The sequence below is a fragment of the Sphingomonas mollis genome (genome assembly GCF_016427505.1).
GTDB classification, from domain to species: Bacteria; Pseudomonadota; Alphaproteobacteria; order Sphingomonadales; family Sphingomonadaceae; genus Sphingomonas; species Sphingomonas mollis.
On record NZ_JAELXS010000003.1, the window covers coordinates 252181 to 274194 of the forward strand.

General features: G+C 68.1%; 19 protein-coding genes and 1 tRNA gene. 6 read left to right on the forward strand and 14 right to left on the reverse strand.

What is annotated here, in order from left to right; all coding sequences use genetic code 11:
- Window positions 1–20: 20 nt before the first annotated feature.
- The 5 genes from JAO74_RS06970 to JAO74_RS06990 form a co-directional block, all read right to left on the reverse strand.
- Window positions 21–920, reverse strand: a complete 900-nt coding sequence (locus JAO74_RS06970; protein WP_199036444.1) for an SDR family oxidoreductase — start codon at window positions 918–920, stop codon at window positions 21–23.
- Between the two features lie 151 nt (window positions 921–1071).
- Window positions 1072–2175, reverse strand: a complete 1104-nt coding sequence (gene proB, locus JAO74_RS06975; protein WP_199036446.1) for a glutamate 5-kinase — start codon at window positions 2173–2175, stop codon at window positions 1072–1074.
- A 256-nt stretch (window positions 2176–2431) separates the two neighbouring features.
- Window positions 2432–3790, reverse strand: coding sequence for an ATP-binding protein (locus JAO74_RS06980; RefSeq protein ID WP_199036448.1), 1359 nt, complete (start codon window positions 3788–3790; stop codon window positions 2432–2434).
- Between the two features lie 4 nt (window positions 3791–3794).
- The gene (locus JAO74_RS06985; RefSeq protein ID WP_199036450.1) at window positions 3795–4499 is read right to left on the reverse strand and encodes a response regulator; all 705 of its coding nucleotides are present in this window, start codon (window positions 4497–4499) and stop codon (window positions 3795–3797) included.
- Between the two features lie 88 nt (window positions 4500–4587).
- Window positions 4588–5439, reverse strand: coding sequence for a DUF4394 domain-containing protein (locus JAO74_RS06990; protein WP_199036452.1), 852 nt, complete (start codon window positions 5437–5439; stop codon window positions 4588–4590).
- Window positions 5440–5641: 202 nt separating this feature from the next.
- On the opposite strand from JAO74_RS06990, the gene JAO74_RS06995 reads away from it, so the two are divergent.
- The gene (locus tag JAO74_RS06995) at window positions 5642–6427 is read left to right on the forward strand and encodes a class I SAM-dependent methyltransferase (protein WP_233150757.1); all 786 of its coding nucleotides are present in this window, start codon (window positions 5642–5644) and stop codon (window positions 6425–6427) included.
- A 759-nt stretch (window positions 6428–7186) separates the two neighbouring features.
- Here JAO74_RS06995 and obgE read toward each other — a convergent pair.
- Together obgE and JAO74_RS07005 are read right to left on the reverse strand one after the other, a co-directional pair.
- Window positions 7187–8233: a GTPase ObgE gene (obgE, locus tag JAO74_RS07000; RefSeq protein WP_199036456.1), complete on the reverse strand. Its 1047-nt coding sequence runs from the start codon at window positions 8231–8233 to the stop codon at window positions 7187–7189.
- A 106-nt stretch (window positions 8234–8339) separates the two neighbouring features.
- Window positions 8340–8873 carry a TetR/AcrR family transcriptional regulator gene (locus JAO74_RS07005; protein ID WP_199036748.1) on the reverse strand — a complete coding sequence of 178 codons (534 nt, stop codon included), beginning with the start codon at window positions 8871–8873 and terminating at the stop codon, window positions 8340–8342.
- A gap of 126 nt (window positions 8874–8999) precedes the next feature.
- On the opposite strand from JAO74_RS07005, the gene JAO74_RS07010 reads away from it, so the two are divergent.
- The gene (locus JAO74_RS07010; protein ID WP_199036458.1) at window positions 9000–9866 is read left to right on the forward strand and encodes a metal-dependent hydrolase; all 867 of its coding nucleotides are present in this window, start codon (window positions 9000–9002) and stop codon (window positions 9864–9866) included.
- Window positions 9867–10067: 201 nt separating this feature from the next.
- On the opposite strand, the gene JAO74_RS07015 is transcribed toward JAO74_RS07010, so the two are convergent.
- From JAO74_RS07015 to hspQ, 4 genes are all read right to left on the reverse strand, one after another.
- Window positions 10068–10613, reverse strand: coding sequence for a GNAT family N-acetyltransferase (locus tag JAO74_RS07015; RefSeq protein ID WP_233150758.1), 546 nt, complete (start codon window positions 10611–10613; stop codon window positions 10068–10070).
- A 179-nt stretch (window positions 10614–10792) separates the two neighbouring features.
- Window positions 10793–11062 carry a 50S ribosomal protein L27 gene (gene rpmA, locus JAO74_RS07020; RefSeq protein ID WP_056531103.1) on the reverse strand — a complete coding sequence of 90 codons (270 nt, stop codon included), beginning with the start codon at window positions 11060–11062 and terminating at the stop codon, window positions 10793–10795.
- 28 nt (window positions 11063–11090) lie between these two features.
- On the reverse strand, window positions 11091–11387 hold the full coding sequence (rplU, locus tag JAO74_RS07025) for a 50S ribosomal protein L21 (protein WP_056531100.1): 297 nt from the start codon (window positions 11385–11387) through the stop codon (window positions 11091–11093).
- 114 nt (window positions 11388–11501) lie between these two features.
- On the reverse strand, window positions 11502–11885 hold the full coding sequence (hspQ, locus tag JAO74_RS07030; protein WP_199036461.1) for a heat shock protein HspQ: 384 nt from the start codon (window positions 11883–11885) through the stop codon (window positions 11502–11504).
- A gap of 123 nt (window positions 11886–12008) precedes the next feature.
- Between hspQ and JAO74_RS07035 the strand changes: the two genes are divergently transcribed.
- A tRNA-Ser gene (locus JAO74_RS07035) sits at window positions 12009–12098 on the forward strand.
- A gap of 63 nt (window positions 12099–12161) precedes the next feature.
- On the opposite strand, the gene JAO74_RS07040 is transcribed toward JAO74_RS07035, so the two are convergent.
- Window positions 12162–14501, reverse strand: a complete 2340-nt coding sequence (locus JAO74_RS07040; RefSeq protein ID WP_199036463.1) for a putative bifunctional diguanylate cyclase/phosphodiesterase — start codon at window positions 14499–14501, stop codon at window positions 12162–12164.
- On the reverse strand, window positions 14501–15088 hold the full coding sequence (locus tag JAO74_RS07045) for a methylamine utilization protein (protein WP_199036465.1): 588 nt from the start codon (window positions 15086–15088) through the stop codon (window positions 14501–14503). Before JAO74_RS07045 ends, JAO74_RS07040 begins: the two co-directional genes overlap by 1 nt.
- 100 nt (window positions 15089–15188) lie before the next feature.
- Between JAO74_RS07045 and JAO74_RS07050 the strand changes: the two genes are divergently transcribed.
- The 3 genes from JAO74_RS07050 (at window position 15189) to JAO74_RS07060 (ending at window position 20186) form a co-directional block, all read left to right on the forward strand.
- Entirely contained in the window at window positions 15189–16058 is an 870-nt protein-coding gene (locus tag JAO74_RS07050) for a DUF3034 family protein (RefSeq protein WP_199036467.1), read from the forward strand.
- Window positions 16059–16069: 11 nt separating this feature from the next.
- On the forward strand, window positions 16070–16573 hold the full coding sequence (locus JAO74_RS07055) for a group I truncated hemoglobin (protein ID WP_199036469.1): 504 nt from the start codon (window positions 16070–16072) through the stop codon (window positions 16571–16573).
- A gap of 253 nt (window positions 16574–16826) precedes the next feature.
- Window positions 16827–20186 (forward strand): polysaccharide deacetylase family protein, encoded by a 3360-nt coding sequence (locus JAO74_RS07060; RefSeq protein ID WP_199036471.1) that lies wholly within the window; start codon window positions 16827–16829, stop codon window positions 20184–20186.
- A gap of 4 nt (window positions 20187–20190) precedes the next feature.
- Here the strand turns inward: JAO74_RS07060 and JAO74_RS07065 are convergent, their stop codons facing one another.
- A complete protein-coding gene (locus JAO74_RS07065; RefSeq protein WP_233150760.1) occupies window positions 20191–21879 on the reverse strand; it encodes a GH39 family glycosyl hydrolase in 1689 nt (562 codons plus the stop codon).
- Window positions 21880–22014: the final 135 nt, after the last annotated feature.

Sequence of the window (22014 nt, forward strand, 5' to 3'; positions counted from 1 at the left end):
ATTGCGGCACGGGTGCGGCGCTATAGCAGGCCGGCGCGGCGATACCACCTGGCGGTATCGGCCAGCCCGGCCATGGTGGGGATGGACGGCGTCCAGATCGACGGCGGCGGTCGCCTGTCCGGATCGATCGTCCAGTCGGGATGGCAGAAATAGGCGACCCGGTCGGCGGTCAGCCGCGCCTTGTCGCCCCGCCACCAGCGATCGCCGCGCGCGACCAGCGACAACAGCCCCTGCGGCAGGTGCATCGGCATCACCCGCCGGCCGACCGCCGTGCCGATCGCGCGGGCGAAACCATCATAGGTCCAGCCCGCCGACCCGTCATCCGCCTCGTAGATCGTGCGCGCCGGTTCGGCGGCGGCCAGCGCCAGCAACAGCCGCGCCAGATCGTCCACCGCGATCAGCGACAGGCGGCCGGGCGGCGGCAGGAAGGCGAGGCCGTATCGCGCGATCCTGAACAGATCGAGCTGATCCATGTCGCCGGGGCCATAGATGCCCGGCGGCCGCACCATCGTCCATGGCAGGGCGCTGGCCGCCACCAGCCGCTCCGCCTCCGCCTTCGACCAGCCGTAATTCGACAGGCCCGGCTCGCGCGCGGCCAGTGACGACACATGGACGAAGCGGGGGCCACCAGCGCGGCCGGCGGCGGCGAGGATCGCGCGCGTCCCCTCGACATTGCCGGCGACGAACCCGGCGCGATCGGGCGCATTCACCACGCCCGCGACATGCACCACCACCTCCGCACCGTCGACCAGCCGGTCGAGCGCCGCCGGATCGTCCAGCGCCCCCGCGATCCAGACGACGCCGTCGCGCTCGGGTTGAGGCCGTCGCGCAAGCGCCCGCACCCGGTGCCCGGCTTCCACCGCATGCCGGATCAACACCCCGCCGACGAACCCCGTCCCCCCGGTAATCGCGACGATCATGGGACGAGCCGCCCCCTCCACTCTTGTTCCCCGGCGGAGGCCGGGGCCCAGTTGGAAAGTTGGTGGTGATGATGCACCGACGTTCCCCAACTGGACCCCGGCCTCCGCCGGGGAACGGCACGGTCATCCCAAACGGTCGAAACCTCACCCATCACAGCAAGGCCAGATGGTTACGATGCACCAGCGCCGTCCGCGGCGCATAGCCCAATATCGCCTCATGCTCGTCGCTGCGCCGGCCCAGCAATCGCTGCGCATCACCCGCATCATATTCCGACAGCCCGCGCGCGACGGCACCGCCCGGTCCCATCACCGTCACCAGATCGCCGCGCAGGAAACCGCCCTCGACCCGGACCGCACCCGCCGCCAGCAAGCTGCCGCCGCCGTTCAGCGCCGCCGCCGCCCCGGCATCGATATGGATTGCCCCCGCCGCGGTCAGGCCCCCCGCCAGCCACGCCTTGCGCGCCGGCGCGGTCCGTTCCGCGACGAACAGCGTATGCCGCTGCCCGCCCGCCAGCGGCCGATCGACCCGGCCGGATGCGATCGCCAGCGGGATGCCCGCCGACACCGCGATCCGCGCGGCGGACAGTTTCGACACCATCCCGCCCGATCCCATGCCCGACGCCGATCGCGTGTCGGCCATCCCCGCGACGGCATCGATCCGCTCGACCACCGGGATATGCCGCGCGTCGGGATTGTGGGAGGGGTTGGCGTCGTACAGCCCGTCGACGTCGGACAGCAGCACCACGCCCTGCGCGCCCGCCGCCTGCGCTACCCGTGCGGCGAGGCGGTCATTGTCGCCGAACCGGATTTCCTCGGTCGCGACGCTGTCGTTCTCGTTGATGATCGGCACCACGCCCAGGCCCAGCAATCGCCCCAGCGTCGCCGCCGCATTCAGATACCGCCGCCGATCCTCCAGATCGCCCAGCGTCACCAGCATCTGCGCCGCCGTCAGCCCCTCGGCACCCAGCAGTTCCGCCCATGTCTGGCTGAGCGCGATCTGGCCCGTCGCGGCGGCGGCCTGCGCGTCCTCCAGATTGGCGCGGCCACCCTTGGCCAGACCCAGCCTGCGCGCGCCCAGCGCGATCGCGCCCGACGACACGATCGCCACCTGTTGCCCACCCCGCGTCCGCGCGGCGATATCCGCGACCAGCCCGGCCAGCCATTCGCGCCGCACCGCGCCGTCCGGATCGACGAGCAGGGCGGAGCCGACCTTGACGATCAGGCGCGGGGTAGAGGCGGGGGAGAACAGCGTCACGCCGCCGTCCTTACCGCCGGTAACCGCCGCCGCCAATCCGGCAGCGTGCGTCCGCCTGTTGCGGGCTTCTTCCTATCGCGCGCGCCACGCGGTGAAGGCGGCGAACACGCACAGCACGGATACCACCAGCAAGGCGCTTTGCAGTTCCAGCCAGTTCAGTTCGAGATTGAATGCAGGCTTCACGGCCATTCCTTCGATGCGGGGGCAAGAGCGGTCATCAGCACTATAGGATGGCTTTCTTGCTGCATCTCGGCAGCTATGTGACGAAGTGTTGCTGCCCGCGCGGCAACCGGATGATCGCCGCCAGCCCGCCCGCCGCCCGGTTTTCCAGCACGACGCTGCCCCCTTCCGCCGCCACCGCCCGCGCGACGATCGACAGGCCAAGCCCGAACCCCACCGTATCGCGGCGCCGCGCCGCATCCAGCCGGACGAACGGCTCGAACACCAGCAACAGCGATTCGTCGGGGATACCCGGCCCGTCATCCTCGACGCGGATCTCCACGCCCCCGTCCGTCGCCGCGACGTGAACATCGATCCGCCCGCCATAATGCAGGGCATTGTCGACCAGATTGACCAGCGCTCGCTTGAACCCCACTGGCCGCAACCGATGATCGAGATGGTCCGGCCCGTGATAGGTCGCCGTCCGCCCGCGATCCTGCGCGTCGTCGACCAGATTGGCGCACAGCACCGCCAGATCGACCAGCACCGCGCCCTCCGAATCCGCCTCGCCCCCGAGGAACGCGAGCAGCGAGGCGACCATCACCTCCATCTCGTCCAGCTCGCCCCGGATCATCGTCCGCATCGCCGGATCGTCGATCCCGTCCACCTCCAGTTGTAATCGGGCGAGGGGGGTGCGCAGGTCGTGGCCCACCGCCGCCAGCGCGCGGGTACGTTCCTCGATCAGCCGCATGATCCGCCGCTGCATCGCGTTGAACGAGCGGGTCAGCCGCCGCACCTCGCCCGTCCCGCGTTCCGGCACCGGCTCGGGATGCGTGCGCCCCAGCCGTTCCGCCGCATCGGCCAGCTGGCGCAGCGGGCGCAGCGTCCGCCGGATCAGCAACCCGCCGATCGCCGTCATCGCCAGCGCCGGGGCCAGCGCCAGCATCACCCGGCTCAGCGTCAGGTCGATCGTCCGCACCGCATCGCGCGTCTCGAACCGCATCCAGCTGTCGTCTTCCAGCCGGATATGCCCCGAAATCACCGATCGCGGCCCCGACGACAGGAACCGCAGTCTCAGGCCCGCGCGCTCCAGCGTCGGCTCCCACGCCACGATCTGGTCGCGCATGCCGTCCAGCGCCGGGGCGACCGGCGGCAACAGCGGTGCCTGCGGCGACCAGCGCACGACATAACGATCGGTCGTCAGCTCGTCGGCGATCGCAGTGCGTTCCTCGACCGGGCGTTCCGACAACAGCCGGTTCGCCACCACCAGATGCTCCGCCAGCCGCCGCGCCTCGTCGTCCTGCACCGCAAAGGTGCTGGCGCGTTCGTACAGCAACGTGCTGACCCCGAAATCGATCGCCATCGTCAGCAACAGGATGCCGACGATCTGCCCCACCAGACTGCGCGGCAACTGGCGCAGGCGCTGCCCCAGCGTGCGGGGGGACTCGACGCTCATCGGCTTAGCGCTCGACCGCGACGTTCAGCATGTACCCGATGCCGCGCACCGTCACGATCGGGGCAGGGGCCCCGTCGCTCGACAGTTTCCGCCGCAGCCGGCTGACCAGCACGTCGACGCTGCGGTCGGAGGCATCGCCGATCCGCGCCCGCGACAGCTCGATCAGCCGCTCGCGCGCCACCACCCGTTGCGCATGGTCCAGAAACGCGACGAGCAGGTCGAACTCCGCCCCCGTCAGGTCGACCACCGCGCCGCTCGGCGACAGCAATTCACGCCGCGGCAGGTTCGCGGTCCACCCGGCGAAGCGCAGCATCCCCCCGGCCGGATCGGCCGCGCCCGTCATCTGTCCCCGGCGCAGCACCGCCCGGATGCGCGCGACCAGTTCGTGCGTGCCGAACGGTTTGGCCAGATAATCGTCCGCGCCCAGTTCCAGCCCGACGACGCGGTCCGTCTCGCTGCCCTTGGCGCTGACGAAGATGATCGGTACCGCGCTCCGCTGGCGCAACTGCCGGCACAGGTCGATGCCGCTGGTGCCCGGCAACATGATGTCGAGCAGCACCAGATCGACGCCGCCCGTCTCGATCCCCTGCCACATCTCCGGCGCGGCCCCGGCCAGCCGCGTGGCGAAGCCGTTTTGCTGCAGGGTCCGCGCGATCAGCGTGCGCAGCGCCGGGTCGTCCTCGACGATCAGGATGGTGGGGGCGGTCATCCGCTTCCCCGCTAAGGCCCGATCGCGCCGGGATCAACGCCGACCCCGCCGATCGCCCGGGGCGACCGGCGGGGTCTGGCTACAAATGTCAGGCGAACCGGACCCGCGTCGTGATCGCGCGGCGGCGGCGCAACGCGAACGCCGTCAGGCCGAATCCGGTCAGCATCAGCGCCCAGGTGCCCGGCTCCGGCACGGCGGCGATCGCGATGCCGAACAGCGACCGGTCGACCAGCCCCACCTGCGACAGCGCGCCCGTGGTCAGGTTCACATTGTACAGCGTCCGCCCGTTCAGCGCGAAGGCGTCCGTTCCGGCGATATCGAAGCTGGTGCGCGCGCCGACATTGGTGCCGAGCGACCCGACCGTGTTCAGCGTCCCCGCGCTGTTCGCCTGCCGCGTCAGCACGTCGAGCGCGGTGTCGATCGCATAAAGCTGCGTCGATGCCGCCGCCGCGCCGAAGGTCGAGCTGGTATAGGCCAGCGCGGTCACATCGGGATTGGCCCCGACATTCGCGTCGCCGGCGGTATAGAAGACCGGCGTCGCCGTCGTCAGCGACCCGTCATTGGGATTGAACACGTAATTGTCGTTGCTGTTGCTGACGATGCGCAGGCGATCGATGGTCGGATTAAAATCGAACCCGAATTCGGTGCCGGTCAGGTTCAGCACGCCGCTGACCGCGCTCGCGACGCCGGTCGCCGTGTTGATGGTATAGACGACCCGGTCCGTCCCCAGCCCGTACAACACATTGTTCAACGGCCGGAAATCCAGCGCCTGAATGCTGTTGGTCACGCCGGTGATCGCGCGCGACGACGTCGTGATCGCGGGATTGCCGCTATCGATCGTCACCAGATTGTTCAGCTCGTCGACGCCGAAGATCGTCGCCGCCTGTGCCGATGTCGCGGCGGTCAGCGCCAGCAACGCGGCCATTCCAGTCTTCACCATATCGTACCTCCCGTTTGACGTCCGGCGATGCCAGACCGCGACAGGTACGCAGCAGCATCGCTGCCGGATGTCGAAAGATGAAAATATTGTTAAGATCGTGAATTCGCCACCGCATACGGCTCTTCTTTACCGGCGCGGAAAGCGGTATCGATCGCGCATAGTCCTCTCGACGAAAGATCCATCGATGCGCTCTGGTCACCTCATGCTTGCCTGTATCACGCTCGGGATCGGCACCGCCGCCATCGGCCAGCAGGGCGTCACCCCCGCACTCACCGCTGCGATCAAGGCACCGACGCGGACCCCTGCCAACATCGCCCGCGACCCGTATCGCCACCCCGCCCAGACGCTCGCCTTCTTCGGCGTGAAGCCCACCGACACGGTGGTCGAGATCTGGCCGAGCGGCGGCTGGTACACCGAAATCCTCGCCCCCTATCTGGCGGCGCGCGGTACGCTCTACGCCGCCGGCCCCAGCGACAAGGGGCTGGCCGGCGTGAAGGCCAAACAGGCCGCGACCCCGGCCGCCTATCGCGCGGTCCGCTACGCGACCTTCCCCACCAGCACGACCGCTGCGGCTCCGGCCGTGCCCGCCGGCACCGCCGACGTCGTCCTCACCTTCCGCAACGTCCATAACTGGCGCTTCGGCGCGACCGACCAGACGCAGGCCGCCTTCGACCAGATGTTCGCGATGCTGAAACCCGGCGGCACGTTGGGTGTGGTCGAACACCGCCTGCCCGAGGAACCCGGCCCGATCGAGGAAGCCAAGAGCGGCTACATGAAGCGATCGTCGGTCGTCGCCTATGCGACCAAGGCCGGGTTCAAGCTGGCCGCCGAGAGCAAGGTCAACGCCAACCCCCGCGACACCCACGACTATCCCAAGGGCGTCTGGACGCTCCCTCCGGGCTACGCCGAAGGCGACAAGGACCGCGCCCGCTACGCCGCCATCGGCGAAAGCGACCGCATGACGCTGAAGTTCGTCAAGCCAAAGTAAGCGAGGTCGTCTCGGTCCGGCGAAAAAAGGAATGTTCGCGCGGAGACGCGGAGACGCGGAGAAGAAGAAGCTGGAGATCATGGAATCGTGATCGTCGGGGAACTGTGGCACCGGTCGCAGGCAGCGCCACAATCTTCCAGCTTCGTGGCGTGACAGGCCTTCGCCGGAAAAGGCTGTTCCCCGGCGAAGGCCGGGGCCCAGTTGGGTGAAGCTGCGTGATTTATCCGCGAGGGCTTTTCCAACTGGACCCCGGCCTCCGCCGGCAACACCCGGCCATCGACGGGCAAACAGACCCGTCCGTCATTGCGAGCGCAGCGAAGCAACCCAGTGTTCCGCGTGACGCCCTGGGTTGCTTCGCTCCGCTCGCAATGACGGGGTCAAACCGACCCTCATCACACGCTGAGGCCGGCCCACGACCGGCCCGAACATCAGCCAAAACCGCAACCCCTCCGCGTCCTCCGCGCCTCCGCGTGAACCAATACATTCTTCGCGCCTTCGCGTGAAATTCAATCGCCGTGCCTAAGACTATCGACCCCGAACCTCATCCCGCACCTTACCCCCGCCAGCACGCCCGGAAACACCCGGCCGGCAAACCCGCGCCACCGGCTGGCAAGCAATGCCCGGCATCGAACACCGCCGCACCCCGCGATCGACCGCACACGCCCGGCACTGTCGCTTCACATCGGTACAACCCGCCGGCGTCGCCAGTGCGACCAGCATCATCAGCAACACGCCCGATCCTCCGTCACGCGCGGCAGGTCACACCGGCGACCATTCCACCGCATCCTCTTCACCGTCATCGTCCACGGCCTTGCCCGATTCCGGTCCGATCGCCTCGATCATCCGGTCCAGAACCCAGTCGACACCGACGCCGCTGACGCCGGAGATCGGGATCACGTCGACCCCCGATGCCTCGGCCAGTTCCGCCGACAATATCTCGATCAGCTCGTCGTCCAGCATGTCGATCTTGTTGAGCGCCACGACATACGGCTTCTCGATCAGCCCGCCGCCATACGCCGCCAGCTCCTCGCGCACGATGCGATAGCTTTCGCCGACATCGTCGTCGCTGGCATCGACCAGATGCAGCAGCACGCGGCACCGCTCGATATGCCCCAGAAACCGGTCGCCGATGCCGGCGCCGTCCGCCGCACCCTCGATCAGGCCGGGGATATCGGCGACCACGAACTCGCGCTGCTTGTGCCGCACCACGCCCAATTGCGGGCGGGTGGTGGTGAAGGCGTATTCGCCGACCTTCGCCTGCGCGTTGGTGACGGCATTGATGAAGGTCGACTTGCCGGCATTGGGCAGGCCGACAAGGCCGGCATCGGCGAGCAACTTCAGCCGCAGCCAGACCCACGCCTCCTGATACGGCCAGCCGGTGCCGTGCTGGCGCGGGGTGCGGTTGGTCGACGTCTTGTAGCTGGCGTTGCCGCGCCCGCCGTCGCCGCCGCGCAGGAACACCTCGCGCTGGCCGGCATGGGTGAAGTCGAGCAGGACCTCCTCCTTGTCCTCGCTCAGCACCTGCGTGCCGATCGGCACCTTAATGACCAGATCGTCGCCGCCGCCGCCGGTGCGGTTGCTGCCCGAACCACCGGCGCCGCGCGGCGCGCGGAAATGCTGGGTGTAACGGAAGTCGATCAGCGTGTTGAGGCCGGCGACCGCCTCGAAGATCACGTCGCCGCCCTTGCCACCGTTGCCGCCGTCGGGGCCGCCATATTCAATGAACTTTTCACGGCGAAAACTGACGGCGCCGGGGCCGCCGGCGCCGGAACGGGTGAAGATCTTGGCCTGGTCTAGGAAATGCATGGTGCGCGTCTATCGATTTTGTTCTGCAAAATCGAGGAACAACGCGTGCCCGGCCGGCCTCGCCACAGCGAGGACCGACGACGCGGCTTTGCCGCGGCGCCCCGCTTCACGCGCGACCCGCATCCGATCCCAGCAGCGCCGCCAGCGCCAGATCACGCGCTCGCGTCCGCGACAGGCCCAGCGCGCGCGCCATCGGCGCGCCCAGCAACGCGTCGCCCAGCGCCATCAGCACCAGATGCAGCGTCTCCTCCGCGATCGGCCGTGCACCGATGCCGGTACCTGCGGCCAACTGATCGACCAGCCGGTGGATCGCCTGCAGGATCGGGTCCAGCGCATCCTCGTTGCCCGTCAGGATCATCCAGCTCGCCAGCGCGCCCGCACCTTCGCGGTCGAACGCGTCGAACGTCAGGTCCACGATCGCGCGCGGATCGCGGGTGCCGGCGCGCGCGGCCAGCACCGCCTCGCCGATCGTCGCGGTGATGTCCGCCGCCATCCGCTCCGCCAGCGCCTTTTGCAGGCCGGCAGCCGATCCGAAATGGTGGAGCAGATTGGCATGCGTCCGCCCGATTCGCGCCGCCACCGCCTTCAGCGTCACCGCCTGCGGCCCCGATTCGATCAACAGCGCCCGCGCCGCATCCATCGCGGCCGCGCGCGATTCTTCGGGGGCAAGGCGGCGACGATTTGACACGGGGAGGGGATGCCCTTACTTACACGACTGTCAGTAGGGCGCGTTTGCCCGACGATATGCACGACCTTGGAGAATTTGATGGCGAAGGCAACCACCCCCGTCGATCTCACCATCACCCCCCGCGACGTCCGTTTCGGCCGCGGCACGACGCTCGGCCGCTACTGGCTGAACGACGACCCCATCGCCACCGCCTTCTACAACGCCCTGTCGGTGACCTTTCCGAAGGGCGAGGCCTATTTCTGCGAGAGCGTGAAGGCGTTCCGCGAGGGCACGTCGCCCAAGCTCCATGCCGAGATCCAGGCCTTTGTGAAGCAGGAGGTGATCCACAGCCGGGAGCATGTCGCCTTCAACCGCCACGTCGTCGATCAGGGCTATGACGTGTCATTGCTTGAGCGCCATGTCGACGAGGCGCTGGCACTGACGAAGGGCCGCCACCCGATCGGCAACCTCGCCGCGACGATGGCGCTGGAGCACTTCACCGCGATGCTGGCGCACGAGTTGATCGCCAACCCCCGCCATCTCGCGGGCGGCGAGGCGCAGGCCAAGGGCCTGTGGCAATGGCACGCCGCCGAGGAGATCGAGCACAAGGGCGTCGCTTACGACACCTGGCTCCACGCCACCCGCGACTGGACCCGCTTCCGCCGCTGGAAGGTGAAGTCGCTGGTGATGCTCATCACGACGTGGAAGTTCTTCCAGGGCCGTCGCAAGGGGATGCTCGAACTGCTGCGGCAGGACGGCATGACCGGGCCGAAGGTATGGGCGAAGCTGGCCTGGTACGCGTTCGGCCGCCCGGGCATGGCGCGCAAGGTGTCGGGCGTGTGGTTCAGCTATTTCCTGCCGGGCTTCCATCCATGGATGCACGACGACCGCGCGCTGATCGCGCTCGCCGAAAGCGAGTATGAAGACGCGCTGCTACCCGGCGCGCGCAAGCTGGTCGCTGCATAGGCGGCGTTCGTTCCGAGCGAAGTCGAAGTCCCGAATAAGGGTCAGCGCTGGCAGGTGATAAAATGACAAAGACTCATCCGTCATTGCGAGCATAGCGAAGCAACCCAGAGCCTAGTCCATGACGCTCTGGGTTGCTTCGCTATGCTCGCAATGACGGGTTAAGCCGAAGTCATCAGGCCCTAACGGTAGATACAAGCCATTCTACGCCGCGATCGGCATCGGCACTCGGTCATCCTCCGCCAGATCGAGCGTGTATTCCACGCACGCCGCCTGCTCGCGCCGCCCCGCTGACTGCCGGACGATCGTCGTGCCCGTGGGGCGGAAGCCCAGCTTGCGCAACACCCGGCCCGACGCCGGGTTGTCGGCGAAGTGCCACGCGTCGAGTCGGTCGAGCGGCAGCGCATGGCGCGCCATCTCGATCACCACGCGCCCCGCCTCGGTCGCATAGCCGCGACCCCAGGCGTCGGGCGTCAGCCAATAGCCGAGGTTCGGCCGACCCTCATACTCGCTGATCCCGATCCCGCCGATCAGCGCGGGCAGGCCGCGATCATGCGCCTCGATCACGAATCGCGGCTCGTGCGCCCCGCGGGGCTGCGCGACCCAGAAATCGGCATCCTGCGTCGTGTAGGGGTAGGGGACCCGCGCCAGCATCCGCACGACCCGCTCGTCGCCGATCGCAGCCGCCAGGGCAGGGGCGTCCTCCGGCCAGGCCGGCCGTAACGTCAATCTCTCCGTCCGCGCGAACATTCCTCGTCTCCTTCGCGTCACCGGCGCCATGCCACGCCACGATGACGGGACGGCGACAACGGCCATGGAGGGAGGCAAGAAAAAAGGGAGCCGGGGCGACCCGTCTCCCTTGTTCTGGCTGGTTCCGTTACCGGAACTACCGGGTCGTCCTGGTGGACAACCCGGTCGGTTGTCCGATGTTATTCGGCGGCCTCTGCCATAATCTCTACCGAGCAATAGCTGCGGCCGAGTTTGCCCTTGGCAAACGCGACACGGCCGTCGACCAGCGCAAACAAGGTGTGATCCTTGCCGATGCCGACGTTCGCGCCCGGATAGAATTTGGTGCCGCGCTGACGCACGAGGATGTTGCCGGCAACGCACTCCTGGCTGCCGAACTTCTTCACGCCAAGGCGACGGCCGGCCGAATCACGACCGTTGCGCGATGAACCGCCTGCTTTCTTATGTGCCATGTCGAATAACTCCTGGGGCTCTGTTCGCTCAGCCGACCGAAACGATCTTGAGGATCGTGTGGTTCTGGCGATGGCCATTCTTGCGACGATAATTGTGACGGCGGCGCTTCTTGAACACGATGACCTTGTCAGCCTTCGCCTGCGCCACGATCTCGGCAGCGACCGTCAGGCCCGTTACCGACTTCAATTCCGAACCGTCGCCTGCGAGCAGGACATCGCCCAGCGTCACGGACGAACCGGCCTCGCCGTCGATCTTTTCGACGACAATCTTGTCTCCGGCGGCGACGCGATACTGCTTGCCGCCCGTGCGCACGACTGCGAACATGGCCCTCATCACTTTCAAAATGCGTAGCCCGCGCATGGCAGGTGCCAGGCGGGTAAGAGCGGCCAGCTAGGCAACACACGCCCGCTTGTCAACCGTAACCGTCGCCCGACGTGGTTAGTGGCGGTGTTCCTGCCGCAACCGGTATCGCCCGTCGGCATAGCTGGTGAAAAGCCCGGAAATCGCCGGATGATCGACCGGTTCGTCACTGTCGTCGGGCACCAGATTCTGCTGGCTGACATAGGCGACGTAGCTCGATTCCATATTCTCGGCGAGCAGATGGTAGAAGGGCTGGTCCTTGTGCGGCCGAATCGCCTCCGGAATCGCGTCGTACCACTCGTCGGTATTGGCGAAGACGGGATCGACGTCGAAGATCACGCCGCGGAAATCGAACATGCGATGGCGCACGACCTCACCGATGCTGAACCGCGCATGCGCGATCATCGGTGTGACGGGGGGCTCTTGGCCGGTGGAGATCGCATCGTGGCGGGGCATGTCCATCATCTAGGCGCTGCGATGCCGCCCAACAAGCGCAAGCCCGCTTGTGCCCGCCGCAACCTTGCGTTAGAGGCCCGCCCTCGACCGACCGGCCCCGTCGTTTTGCGACGGAAAAAGTCCTTCTGCGGAGAGGTGGCAGAGTGGTCGAATGTACCGCACTCGAAATGCGGCGTGCCCTCACGGGTACCGTGGGTTCGAATCCCACCCTCTCCGCCATTTACCGATTCACGAACGAAGCGCCGTGCCGGTCGGCCCTGGCCAGGGTCGCTGCCGGCGATCCTACGCCGCCTGCGCGAACACCGTCTTCAACAGCGCGTCGACGCCGGTCCCCTCGACCGGACGGCTGAAGAAATATCCCTGGATGTTGCCGCATCCCTGATCGCGCAGTTGCGCCAACTGGTCGCGGTCCTCCACCCCCTCGGCCGTGGTCTCCATGTCCAGTGCGCGCGCCAGATCGACGATGGCGCGCACGATCGCCGCGCTGCTGTCGTTCGCCGCCAGCCCGATCACGAACGAGCGGTCGATCTTGATCTTGTCGAACGGGAAACTGCGCAGATAGCTGAGCGAGGAATAACCCGTCCCGAAATCGTCCAGCGCCACCCGCACGCCCATTTCGCGCAACCGGTGCAACAGCGCCAGCACCGGCGTCTCGCCCGCCAGGAACACCGATTCGGTGATCTCCACCTCCAGCCGGTTGGGGGCCAGGCCGCTGCGCGACAGCGCCTGCAGGATCACCGCCTGAAAGCCGGGATGCCGGAATTGCAGGGGAGAGACGTTGACCGCGATACGCACATGGTCGGGCCACGACGTGGCATGACGACACGCCTCGTGCATCACCCATTCGCCGATCGCGGTGATCAGGCCGATCTCCTCGGCCACCGGAATGAACTCCGCCGGGCCGACCTCGCCCCGCACCGGGTGCGCCCAGCGCAACAGCGCCTCGAACCCGCCGATCCGGTCGGCCTTCAGGTCGAAGATCGGCTGGAAGTTCAGGCGGAACTCGCCGTTCTGCAACGCATCGCGCAGGTCCACCTCCATCTGGCGGCGTTTGCGCGCTGCTTCGTCCAGCGACGCCTCGAAGAACCGGAACGCGCCGCGCCCGTCATGCTTGGCCCGGTACAGCGCCAGATCGGCGCTCTTGAGCAACTGGTCGGGATCGGCGCCGTCGCCCGGCCCGATCGCGATACCGATGCTGATCGAACTGGCGATCTGGTGCCCGTCGACCGCGACCGGTTGCTGCGTGGCGTTCAGGATCGATTGCGCCAGCGCGCGCGGGCGATCGGGGTCGAACGTGCCGCTCAGGATGATCGCGAACTCGTCGCCGCTCAACCGCGCGACCATGCCGTCGGGGGCCAGCGCATCCAGCATCTCGCCCATCTTGCGCAGCAACGCATCGCCGACCGGATGGCCCAGCGTGTCGTTGATCGCCTTGAACCCGTCGAGGTCCAGGCACAGGATCGCCACCGCTTCCCCGGCGCGCATGGCCCGGACGATCGACTGGTCCAGCGACTGCCGGAAATAGCTGCGGTTGGGCAGGCCGGTCAGCGAATCGTGGAACGCGATGTGCGAGATGCGATGTTCGCGCTCGACGATTCCGGCGGACATCCGGTTGAAGCTTTCGGCCAGCCGGCCGATCTCGTCATGACCCGTCACCGCCACCTCGGTCCGCTCGCCCGCCTCCAGCGTGCGCGCGGCGATATCCAGCGCCATGATCGGCCCGGCGATGTCACCCGCCAACCGGCGACTGGCGATCACCACCAGCACGATGCCGATCAGCCCGGCCAGCGCCAGCCCGATGCGAAGCGGCAGGAACGGCGTCAGCGCCGCCTGCATTGGATACCGGATCAGCAACGCCGCCTGATCGCGTCCGCCCGGTCCGCGTAACGGCTTGGCGAGCGCGAAGGCCGCACCATCCGCCAGCGACAGCGTGGCCAGTTGCCGCGTCTCGCGCGATGCCTGCACCAGCGTGTCGATCGCCGGATCGGCGGCGATCGTGCCGTCGATCGCGATCCAGTGATCGCCGGCATCGCGCCGCAGCATCGTCGCCTTCAGCGGGATCGCCGACAGTTTCTCCAGCCCGCTCATCTCGGCGGTGTCCAGCGGCACGGCGAACACGACCCAGCCGATCTCGGTCGGCGCCAGGATCGGCGACACGACGATGCGGAACAGGTGATCGCGCGAGGCGATCACCGCGTCGCGCCGGTTATCCTGCAACGCCATCGGCAGTGTCGCGACGATTGGCCCAAGTCCCGCCGCTGCGCCGATCACGCCGCCGTCCAGATCGACCACCATCGCATAGCGCACGCCGGCTCGGGTGCGGAGCGAGGCGAGCGCGGATTCGATCGTCGGCCGGTCGCCGCTCGCCACCGCGGCACGAAAGCCGAAATCGCGCGCCAGCACATCGGCCGAATCGATCAGCGTCTTGGCCCGCAACTGCCACAACCGGTCGTACACGCTGCCGCTGGCGATCAGTTCGGCCTGCACCGACGATCGTGCGTGCGTGCGGATCATCACCTGCGCGGTGATCGCCAGCAGCGCCAGCGCGACTGCGAACAGCCCCGTATACAGAACGGCAAGCTTCGTCCGGAGCCGGTGGAACCGGGGCACGCTGATCCGCATCAGCGGCGGATCGTCAGCGTGGTCGACAGGCCCGTGGCGGCGATCGTGGCGGACTGGACCAGCACGTTGCCCGGCGCGCGGATGCCGGGCGACCAGACGCGGATCGTCGCCGCGCCGGCGGGTACGTCGGTCAGGGCGATGCGGCCCATGCCGTTCGTCTTCGCCGCGAACGGCGTCGCGGTGACGATCACGAATGCGTTCATCGAATCATGGATATTGCATCCCAGCGCGACGACGCCGGGCTGGTCGAACACGATGCTGCGCTGATCCTCGCGGCCGTACAGCTTCAGGTCGAACTTCTTCGCCTTGGAAAAGGAATAGACATGGTGGCGTACCGGATCGCGATTGGGGAACGACACCGCCGCCCCGACCGGCACGATCAGCACATGCGGCTGAAACGCGATCGCCTTCTGCTCCATCGTATAGCTGCCATGCGGTACGGCACGGGGGCCGCCCGCGACCTCGACCATCACCACCGCATCGGCCAGCGGCTGGCCATTTGCGCCGCGAACGTCGATCGTAACGGGGGCGGCCAGCGCCGCGGCGGGCAGCATCGACAGGAACAGGAAAGCGATAAAGCGGTACATGGATCAACGCTTTAGGCTGCATCGCTTGCCAATCCGTGAAGCCCGTCTTCACCAAAAATAAACGACGATCGGTGACAAGGAACGCTCACCGGAGCCATCGATGTTCAAGTCAGCGTTACTTCTGTCGACCGCCATCGTCGCGGCCTTTCCCGCCATGGCGCATGAACGCCGCGATGGCGGCAAGCTGTTGCTGACCGGCGGCGTCTCCAGCGTCGATGGCGCGGCCGGCGGCGGGCTGGCGAGCTGGGCGCTGATCGCCGGCGACGAGACCGAGGATGGCCGGGGCGGCTCTGCGCATGCGACCTATGTCGCGCTGCCCGATTTCGACCTGACCTCGGCGGGTGTGGCCGCGGGCTTCTCGAACCGGGTCGAGATTTCCTATGCCTATCAGCGTTTCGACACGCGCAAGGCGGGGGCGGCATTGGGCCTCGGGCGCGGGTTCACCTTCGGCCAGCACGTGATCGGCGCCAAGCTGCGGCTGGCGGGCGATGCGGTGTGGGATCAGGACCGGCTGATGCCGCAGGTGGCGGTGGGCGTGCAGTACCATATCGCCGAAAAGGCCCCCGTGCTCCGCGCGGTCGGCGCGCGGGAAAGCGAGAGCGCCGATTTCTACATCGCCGCGACCAAGATCTTGCTGGCGCAGGGCATGGTCGTGAACGGCACCGTCCGTTTTACCAATGCCAACCAGTTCGGCCTGCTCGGCTTCGGCGGCGACCGTCACCGCGGCCGCAGCGCGCAGTTCGAGGGGTCGGCGGGCAAGCTGCTGGCCGCCAATTTGCTCGCCGGCGTCGAATACCGGACCAAACCCGACAATCTCGGCTTCGCGCAGGAGGATGACAGCTACGATCTGTTCGTCGCCTGGGCCTTTCATCGCCACGCATCGCTGACCGCCGCCTATGTCGATCTGGGCGATATCGCCACCGTGAAGCGCCAGCGCGGCCTGTTCCTCTCGCTGCAGGGCAGCCTTTAGGATTTCCGACCATGTCGTTCGTCCCGATCATCCTGCTGCTGATGACGCAGGCCGCAACGCCGCCGGGTGAGCAGCCCGTCGCGCCGTATCCGCATCACAACGCCAATGCCGGCGCCACCCCGTTCGCGGACGCGCGGATGTGGCAGGCGTTCCACGAAAGCGCCGGCGTCGGCCGGATCGTCGACGATCTCGTCGCGACCAACATCGCCGATCCGCGCATCTCCGATATCTTCAAGGGGCAGGACATGGTCCGCCTGCGCCGCACGCTGAAGGAGCAGTTCTGCTATCTGCTGAACGGCGGCTGCGACTATAGCGGCCGGGCGATGGCCGCCGCCCATGCCGATATGGGTATTCAGGACGCCGACATGGCGGCGCTGGTCGAAAACCTACAAGCCGCGATGCGCCGCGAGCATGTGTCCTTCGCGGCGCAGAACCGGCTGCTGGCGAAACTGGCGCCGATGCGCCGCACCATCGTGAAACAACGCGATCTGGACCGGCGTCGACCGGGGGGCTGACTTCGATCACACAGCCGGGGGTGTCCTACATCGGCACCAACGAGTATTCCCGTCTGACGACCGCTCTTTCTCCCCGTCTGCTCGACCCGCATATCCGCCCTCGCGCGTGCGCACGCGTACGTGGGTGTGACTTTCGGAACTTTCCGCATCCGTCGACCGGCATGAAAACCAATCGATCCGCCCCGATCCGCGATCGTCAACGGCATCTTTACTACCTCCGGCTAGGGCGGCCTTCCCTTTCCGGATCGCTCCCTTGAACCAACCGATTTTCTACGACGCCACCGGGCGACGCGCGCTGTGGGTGCGCGGTACGCTGGCCATCGTCGCCATTGCGGCCGTGGCCATCGTGGCATGGCTGTTGACGACGGTGATGACGATCGACCCGCGCCGCCCGCTGCGCTTCGCCGTGGATGCCAGTGCGCCGCAAGCCGTCGTCGATCCGGTGGCGGCATCGACGGCCAAGGGCGCATGGCTGCCGGCGGCGGCACCGGGCGCATCGGCCGGGCGGCCGCCGATCATGGCGTTCTACATGCCATGGGACGAACCGTCGCGCCGCTCGCTCGCCGACCATGTCGGCCGGATCGACTGGCTGGTCCCCGGTCTCGCCACCGTCACCGGCGCCGACCACCGCTTCGTCTATGAAAGCGATCCGGCGCTTCGCAAAATTCTCGCCGCCGCCCCGCGCTCGCCGCGCCTGCTGCCGATGGTCCAGAACGCCCGCGAGGACGGCGAATGGGATGGCGAGGCCACCGCCCGCCTGCTCGCCGACCCCGCTGCCCGCAGTGCCTTCGTCGATCGCCTGACCGCGATGGTCGTGGCGGAGCGCGGCGGCGGCGTGATGCTCGATCTCGAAAGCCTGCCCGCCACCGCGCATCCGCATTATCGGCAATTCCTGCGCGACCTCCGCGCCCGCTTCGCCCCACATGGCTGGCAGGTCGCGATCGCCGCCCCCGTCGCCGACCCGGACTGGGACCTCGCCGCCTATGCCCGCGTCGCCGACCGGGTGGTGCTGATGGCATATGACGAACACTGGATGGGCGGCGAGGCGGGGCCGATCGCCTCGCAACCTTGGTTCGCCACCGTCGTCGCGAAAGCGGTCGCCGACACCGGCCGCGACAAGGCGATCGTCGCCATCGGCAACTACGCCTATGACTGGTCGCCCGGCCACACCGAACCGCTCTCGATCGCCGCCGCGTGGAGCCTGGCGCGACAGGCCGGCACCGTGCCGCAATTCGATGCGGCGAGCGGCAACAGCCATTTCGCCTATCGACGCGACGGGCAGCTACACCGCGTCTGGCTGCTCGACGCCGTCACCGCCGCCAACCAGATGCAGGTGATCGCCCGCACCGGTGCCGCCGCCGTCGCCCTGTGGCGGTTGGGAACCGAGGACCCGCACGTCTGGACCGCGATGGCCGATGGCACGCGGCCCGACCTGCGCCTCATTCCCGCCGCCGCCGGTGTCGAGGTGCGCGGCGCGGGCGAGGTGATGCGTCTAGACGCCGCCGCCGCCGATGGCCGCCGCACCGTCCGCTACGACGCCGCCGGATTGATCCGCGATGCGGCGCTCACCCACCTGCCGACGACCGACGTCGTCCAGCGTGTCGGCGCGCACCGCAAGCTGGTGGCGCTGACGTTCGACGATGGCCCCGACCCGACATGGACACCGCGCCTGCTCGACGTGCTGAAGCGCGAGCGGGCGCCCGCCACCTTCTTCGTCACCGGCGCGAATGCGCTGGGGCAGGGCGACCTGCTGCGCCGGATCGTGGCGGAGGGCAGCGAACTGGGCAATCATTCGACCACGCATCCTGATCTCGGCCAGCGTTCGGAAACCACGATACGGCTCGAACTGAACGCCACCGAGCGACTGGTCGAAGGCTATACCGGCCGCGCGATGCGCCTGTTCCGGCCGCCTTTTCTCGGCGACGCCGATCCCGATCGCCGCGACGAACTGCACGCCACTCGCGTCGCCGCTGGCATGGGTTATCTGACCGTCGGCCTGAACGTCGATCCGCTTGACTGGCAGGCCCCCGCCGCCGCCGCCATCGTGGCGCGGACGATCGCGCAGGTTGAGGCGGGGACGACCGAACGACCCGCCCAGATCGTGCTGCTGCACGACGCCGGCGGCGATCGGACTCAAACGCTGGCGGCATTGCCCGGCATCATCCGGGGCCTGCGGGCACGGGGATATGATCTGGTCGGCGTCTCGCGGCTGGCAGGGCTGTCGCGGGATCAGGCGATGCCGCCGCTGGCCGGCAGCGCGCGCGCCGGCGCGTCGGGCACGCGTGGCCTGTTCGACGGCATGGCGGGCCTGCGCGACATCCTGTCGGCGCTGTTCGTCGCGATCATCGCGATCGGCATCGTCCGGGCACTGGCGCTGACCGCGCTGGCGTGGCGGGCGCGGCACAGTGGCGGCCCGCCGGTGGCGGCCCCGCATCTGGTACCGGGTTTCGTCTCCGTCCTGATCCCCGCCTTCAACGAGGCCCGCGTGATCGAGACATCGGTGCGCCGCATCCTGGCGAGCACCGGCATCCGCATCGAGGTGATCGTCATCGACGACGGATCGACTGATGGCACGTCCGACGTCGTCACGACTGCGTTCGGCATCGATCCGCGCGTCCGGTTGCTGACGCTGGAAAACGGCGGCAAGGCGCGGGCGCTGAATACCGCGCTGTCGGTGGCACGCGGCGACGTGGTGATCGCGCTCGACGCGGATACCCAGTTCGAGGCCGACACCGTGGCCCGGCTGAGCCGCTGGTTCGCCGATTCCGCGATCGGTGCCGTCGCCGGCAATGCCAAGATCGGCAACGCCGTGAACCTCATCACCCGGTGGCAGGCGGTGGAATATGTCACCGCGCAGAACCTCGAACGCCGTGCGCTTGCCGCACTCGGCGCTATCACCGTCGTGCCCGGCGCGGTCGGGGCGTGGCGGCGGACGGCGCTGGACGAAGTGGGCGGCTATCCCGTCGATACGCTGGCGGAGGATCAGGACCTGACGATCGCGATCCAGCGCGCCGGCTGGCGCGTCGCCTGCGACATCGACGCCATCGCCTGGACCGAGGCGCCGGAGACGGCGCGCGCGCTGTTCCGCCAGCGTTTTCGCTGGGCATACGGCACGTTGCAATGCCTGTGGAAGCACCGCGCGCTGATCGGTCGCGGCCGTCCGCGCGGGCTGGCGATGATCGGCCTGCCACAGGCGATCCTGTTCCAGCTGCTGTTCACGCTCGCCGCGCCGTTGATCGATGTGGCGCTGATCGGCAGCATTGTCGGCACCGTCTGGCGCGTGGCCGATCGCGGATGGGCGCTGGCGGGGGGCGATGCGATGACCGTCGCGGCGTTCTGGGCCGCCTTCACCGCGATCGATCTGGCGTGTGGCTGGGTGGCGTTCCGGCTCGACCCGCGCGAGCCGTCGTTCCCGGCGATGCGCCTGTTGCTTCAGCGCTTCGGTTATCGCCAGTTGCTCTATGCCGTCGTCCTGCGCGCGGTGTTCGCCGCGCTGACCGGCCCGCGCGTCGGCTGGGGCAAGCTGGAACGCAGCGGCCGGGTCAGCATCGCCGCGCCGGTGGCGGTCCCCATGCCGTACCGCACACCGCAGCCGCTGCCGAAGGCGGCGTAAGGGATCAGCGTACGCCCGGCTCCAGTTCGATCAGCACCACGCCCTGGCGCGGCACGGTCAGGTCGATGGTCGCGCGGCCACCGCGCGTCTCGATCCGTTGCGGCGCGTCGGCGGTCAGGGTGGCGGCACGCGCCAGTTGCGCATAGCGATCCGCGTCCGGGGCGATCGGCGATCCCATCGCCTTCCACGCGGTGAAGGCATTGGCGTGCGTCGCATCGACCCGCCACGTCCGCATCGCTCGTGGCGCGCCGCCCAGTCCCGCCACGGCGATCCTCACCCGGGCGGCGGGGCCGGCGACGTCGTCGTCATGATAATGCCATGCCAGGATCGCGACCCGTCCGGCGGCATCACGCGTGGCAATCGCCGCGACATCGGGTGTGCCGCGAACGCCGTCGGCGATCATCGTGGCCAGCGACACCTCACCACTGCTCGTCGTCGCCAGCCGGTCCGGCCCCAATTTGGCGAACAGCCGGAACACGTTCAGCACGGGCAGGTCGATGCCGTTGGTCGCCAGCTGGCGATAGCCGGCGAACCATGGCTGGTCCTCGAACGTGAACGCCCAGGTCAGCGCGCCGTCCAGATTGACGCGGTGCTTCGCCGCCAGATCCCAGATGCGGGCGAAGCTGGCGGCGGTATAGCTCGAATACATCGTGCCGTTGCGATACGCGTTCTGCGCGCCCGGACAGGCGGCGCATCCCTCGGGATCGCTTTCGCCGATCACGATCGGCTTGTCATTCAGCTCCGGCACCGCTGCGATCTTGGCGAAGCCGGTGTCGACGCCGCGCAGATGGTTGGCGATGCCCATCCGGACATGGCCATCGACGAAGCTGGGGCTGCCCTTGGCATGGAAGGCAAGGAAGTCGGTCGGCGTCCCGACCTTGCCCGTTGCGAAGTTCTTGCCGCGCGCGACATGCGCCAGAAAGGCATCCATGAATGCCCCACCCGATCCCGCCACATCGGGGCCACCGACCCGCGCATCGGGCAGCGCGCGGCGGACCGCGTCGATCGCGGTGTCATGCAGGCGCTGGAACTCCTCGGGCGTGCCGGTCCAGTATGACGGCCCGTTCGGCTCGTTCCACACCTCGAAATACCAGTGGCGCACTTCGTCGGCGCCGTATCGATCGACGTTATGGCGCGTCCAGCGATAGACCAGCTCGGCCCATTTGCCGTAATCGCGCGGCGGCGCGTTCCACGATCCGCCGATCAGTTCATAGGCGAAGCCGGGCCGCCAGCCATGTTGATACGCCGTCCCCGCCGGCGCGCTCGACAATGCCTGCGGCATGAAGCCGAGCTGCAGATAGGGCCGCACGCCGCGCGCCAGATAGGTGTCGATGATCCGGTCGACGACGGTGAAGTCATAGATCGGCTTGCCGTTCCGGTCCTCGGTATAGATGTTCGTGCTGCCCCATTTGAACGCGGGCGTGCCGTCGCCGGTGTTCAGCAGGTTGTGCGCCCGGAAATAGATCGAGCCGGGCCTGAGCGCACCCAGATCGGCGATCAGTTTCCGTCCGTCCTTCATCGTCGCGTAATTCGGTTCGTCCGCGCCGAAGAAGCGCCAGATCGGCGGCAGCGCACCGGTCGATCGGCTCGCATCGACCGTGATGGTCACCGATCGCGCCGCCGGGGTCTGCGCCTGTCCGGCCGTACCGAAGGCAAGCGCCAGCGCGGCGGCCCTCATGATCGTGGTCGTCATGGCATTCTGCTCCCTCGTGACGCCCGGTCGTCGCGCGGGGCCTGCCCGGATCATCGCCCAACTTCCCCCGTCGCGCCAGTGCCACCGTATGCAACCTTCTGGTGCTTGCCGGTTTGAAAGGGCATGACCGGTCTG

Excerpts from the sequence above, each read along its gene's own strand:
- JAO74_RS06970 (WP_199036444.1), bottom strand. The coding sequence starts at position 920 with ATGATCGTCGCGATTACCGGGGGGACGGGGTTCGTCGGCGGGGTGTTG.
- JAO74_RS06980 (WP_199036448.1), bottom strand. The coding sequence starts at position 3,790 with ATGAGCGTCGAGTCCCCCCGCACGCTGGGGCAGCGCCTGCGCCAGTTG.
- JAO74_RS06985 (WP_199036450.1), bottom strand. The coding sequence starts at position 4,499 with ATGACCGCCCCCACCATCCTGATCGTCGAGGACGACCCGGCGCTGCGC.
- JAO74_RS06990 (WP_199036452.1), bottom strand. The coding sequence starts at position 5,439 with ATGGTGAAGACTGGAATGGCCGCGTTGCTGGCGCTGACCGCCGCGACA.
- JAO74_RS06995 (WP_233150757.1), top strand. The coding sequence starts at position 5,642 with ATGCTTGCCTGTATCACGCTCGGGATCGGCACCGCCGCCATCGGCCAG.
- obgE (WP_199036456.1), bottom strand. The coding sequence starts at position 8,233 with ATGCATTTCCTAGACCAGGCCAAGATCTTCACCCGTTCCGGCGCCGGC.
- JAO74_RS07005 (WP_199036748.1), bottom strand. The coding sequence starts at position 8,873 with ATGGATGCGGCGCGGGCGCTGTTGATCGAATCGGGGCCGCAGGCGGTG.
- JAO74_RS07010 (WP_199036458.1), top strand. The coding sequence starts at position 9,000 with ATGGCGAAGGCAACCACCCCCGTCGATCTCACCATCACCCCCCGCGAC.
- JAO74_RS07015 (WP_233150758.1), bottom strand. The coding sequence starts at position 10,613 with ATGTTCGCGCGGACGGAGAGATTGACGTTACGGCCGGCCTGGCCGGAG.
- rpmA (WP_056531103.1), bottom strand. The coding sequence starts at position 11,062 with ATGGCACATAAGAAAGCAGGCGGTTCATCGCGCAACGGTCGTGATTCG.
- rplU (WP_056531100.1), bottom strand. The coding sequence starts at position 11,387 with ATGTTCGCAGTCGTGCGCACGGGCGGCAAGCAGTATCGCGTCGCCGCC.
- hspQ (WP_199036461.1), bottom strand. The coding sequence starts at position 11,885 with ATGGACATGCCCCGCCACGATGCGATCTCCACCGGCCAAGAGCCCCCC.
- JAO74_RS07040 (WP_199036463.1), bottom strand. The coding sequence starts at position 14,501 with ATGCGGATCAGCGTGCCCCGGTTCCACCGGCTCCGGACGAAGCTTGCC.
- JAO74_RS07045 (WP_199036465.1), bottom strand. The coding sequence starts at position 15,088 with ATGTACCGCTTTATCGCTTTCCTGTTCCTGTCGATGCTGCCCGCCGCG.
- JAO74_RS07050 (WP_199036467.1), top strand. The coding sequence starts at position 15,189 with ATGTTCAAGTCAGCGTTACTTCTGTCGACCGCCATCGTCGCGGCCTTT.
- JAO74_RS07055 (WP_199036469.1), top strand. The coding sequence starts at position 16,070 with ATGTCGTTCGTCCCGATCATCCTGCTGCTGATGACGCAGGCCGCAACG.
- JAO74_RS07065 (WP_233150760.1), bottom strand. The coding sequence starts at position 21,879 with ATGACGACCACGATCATGAGGGCCGCCGCGCTGGCGCTTGCCTTCGGT.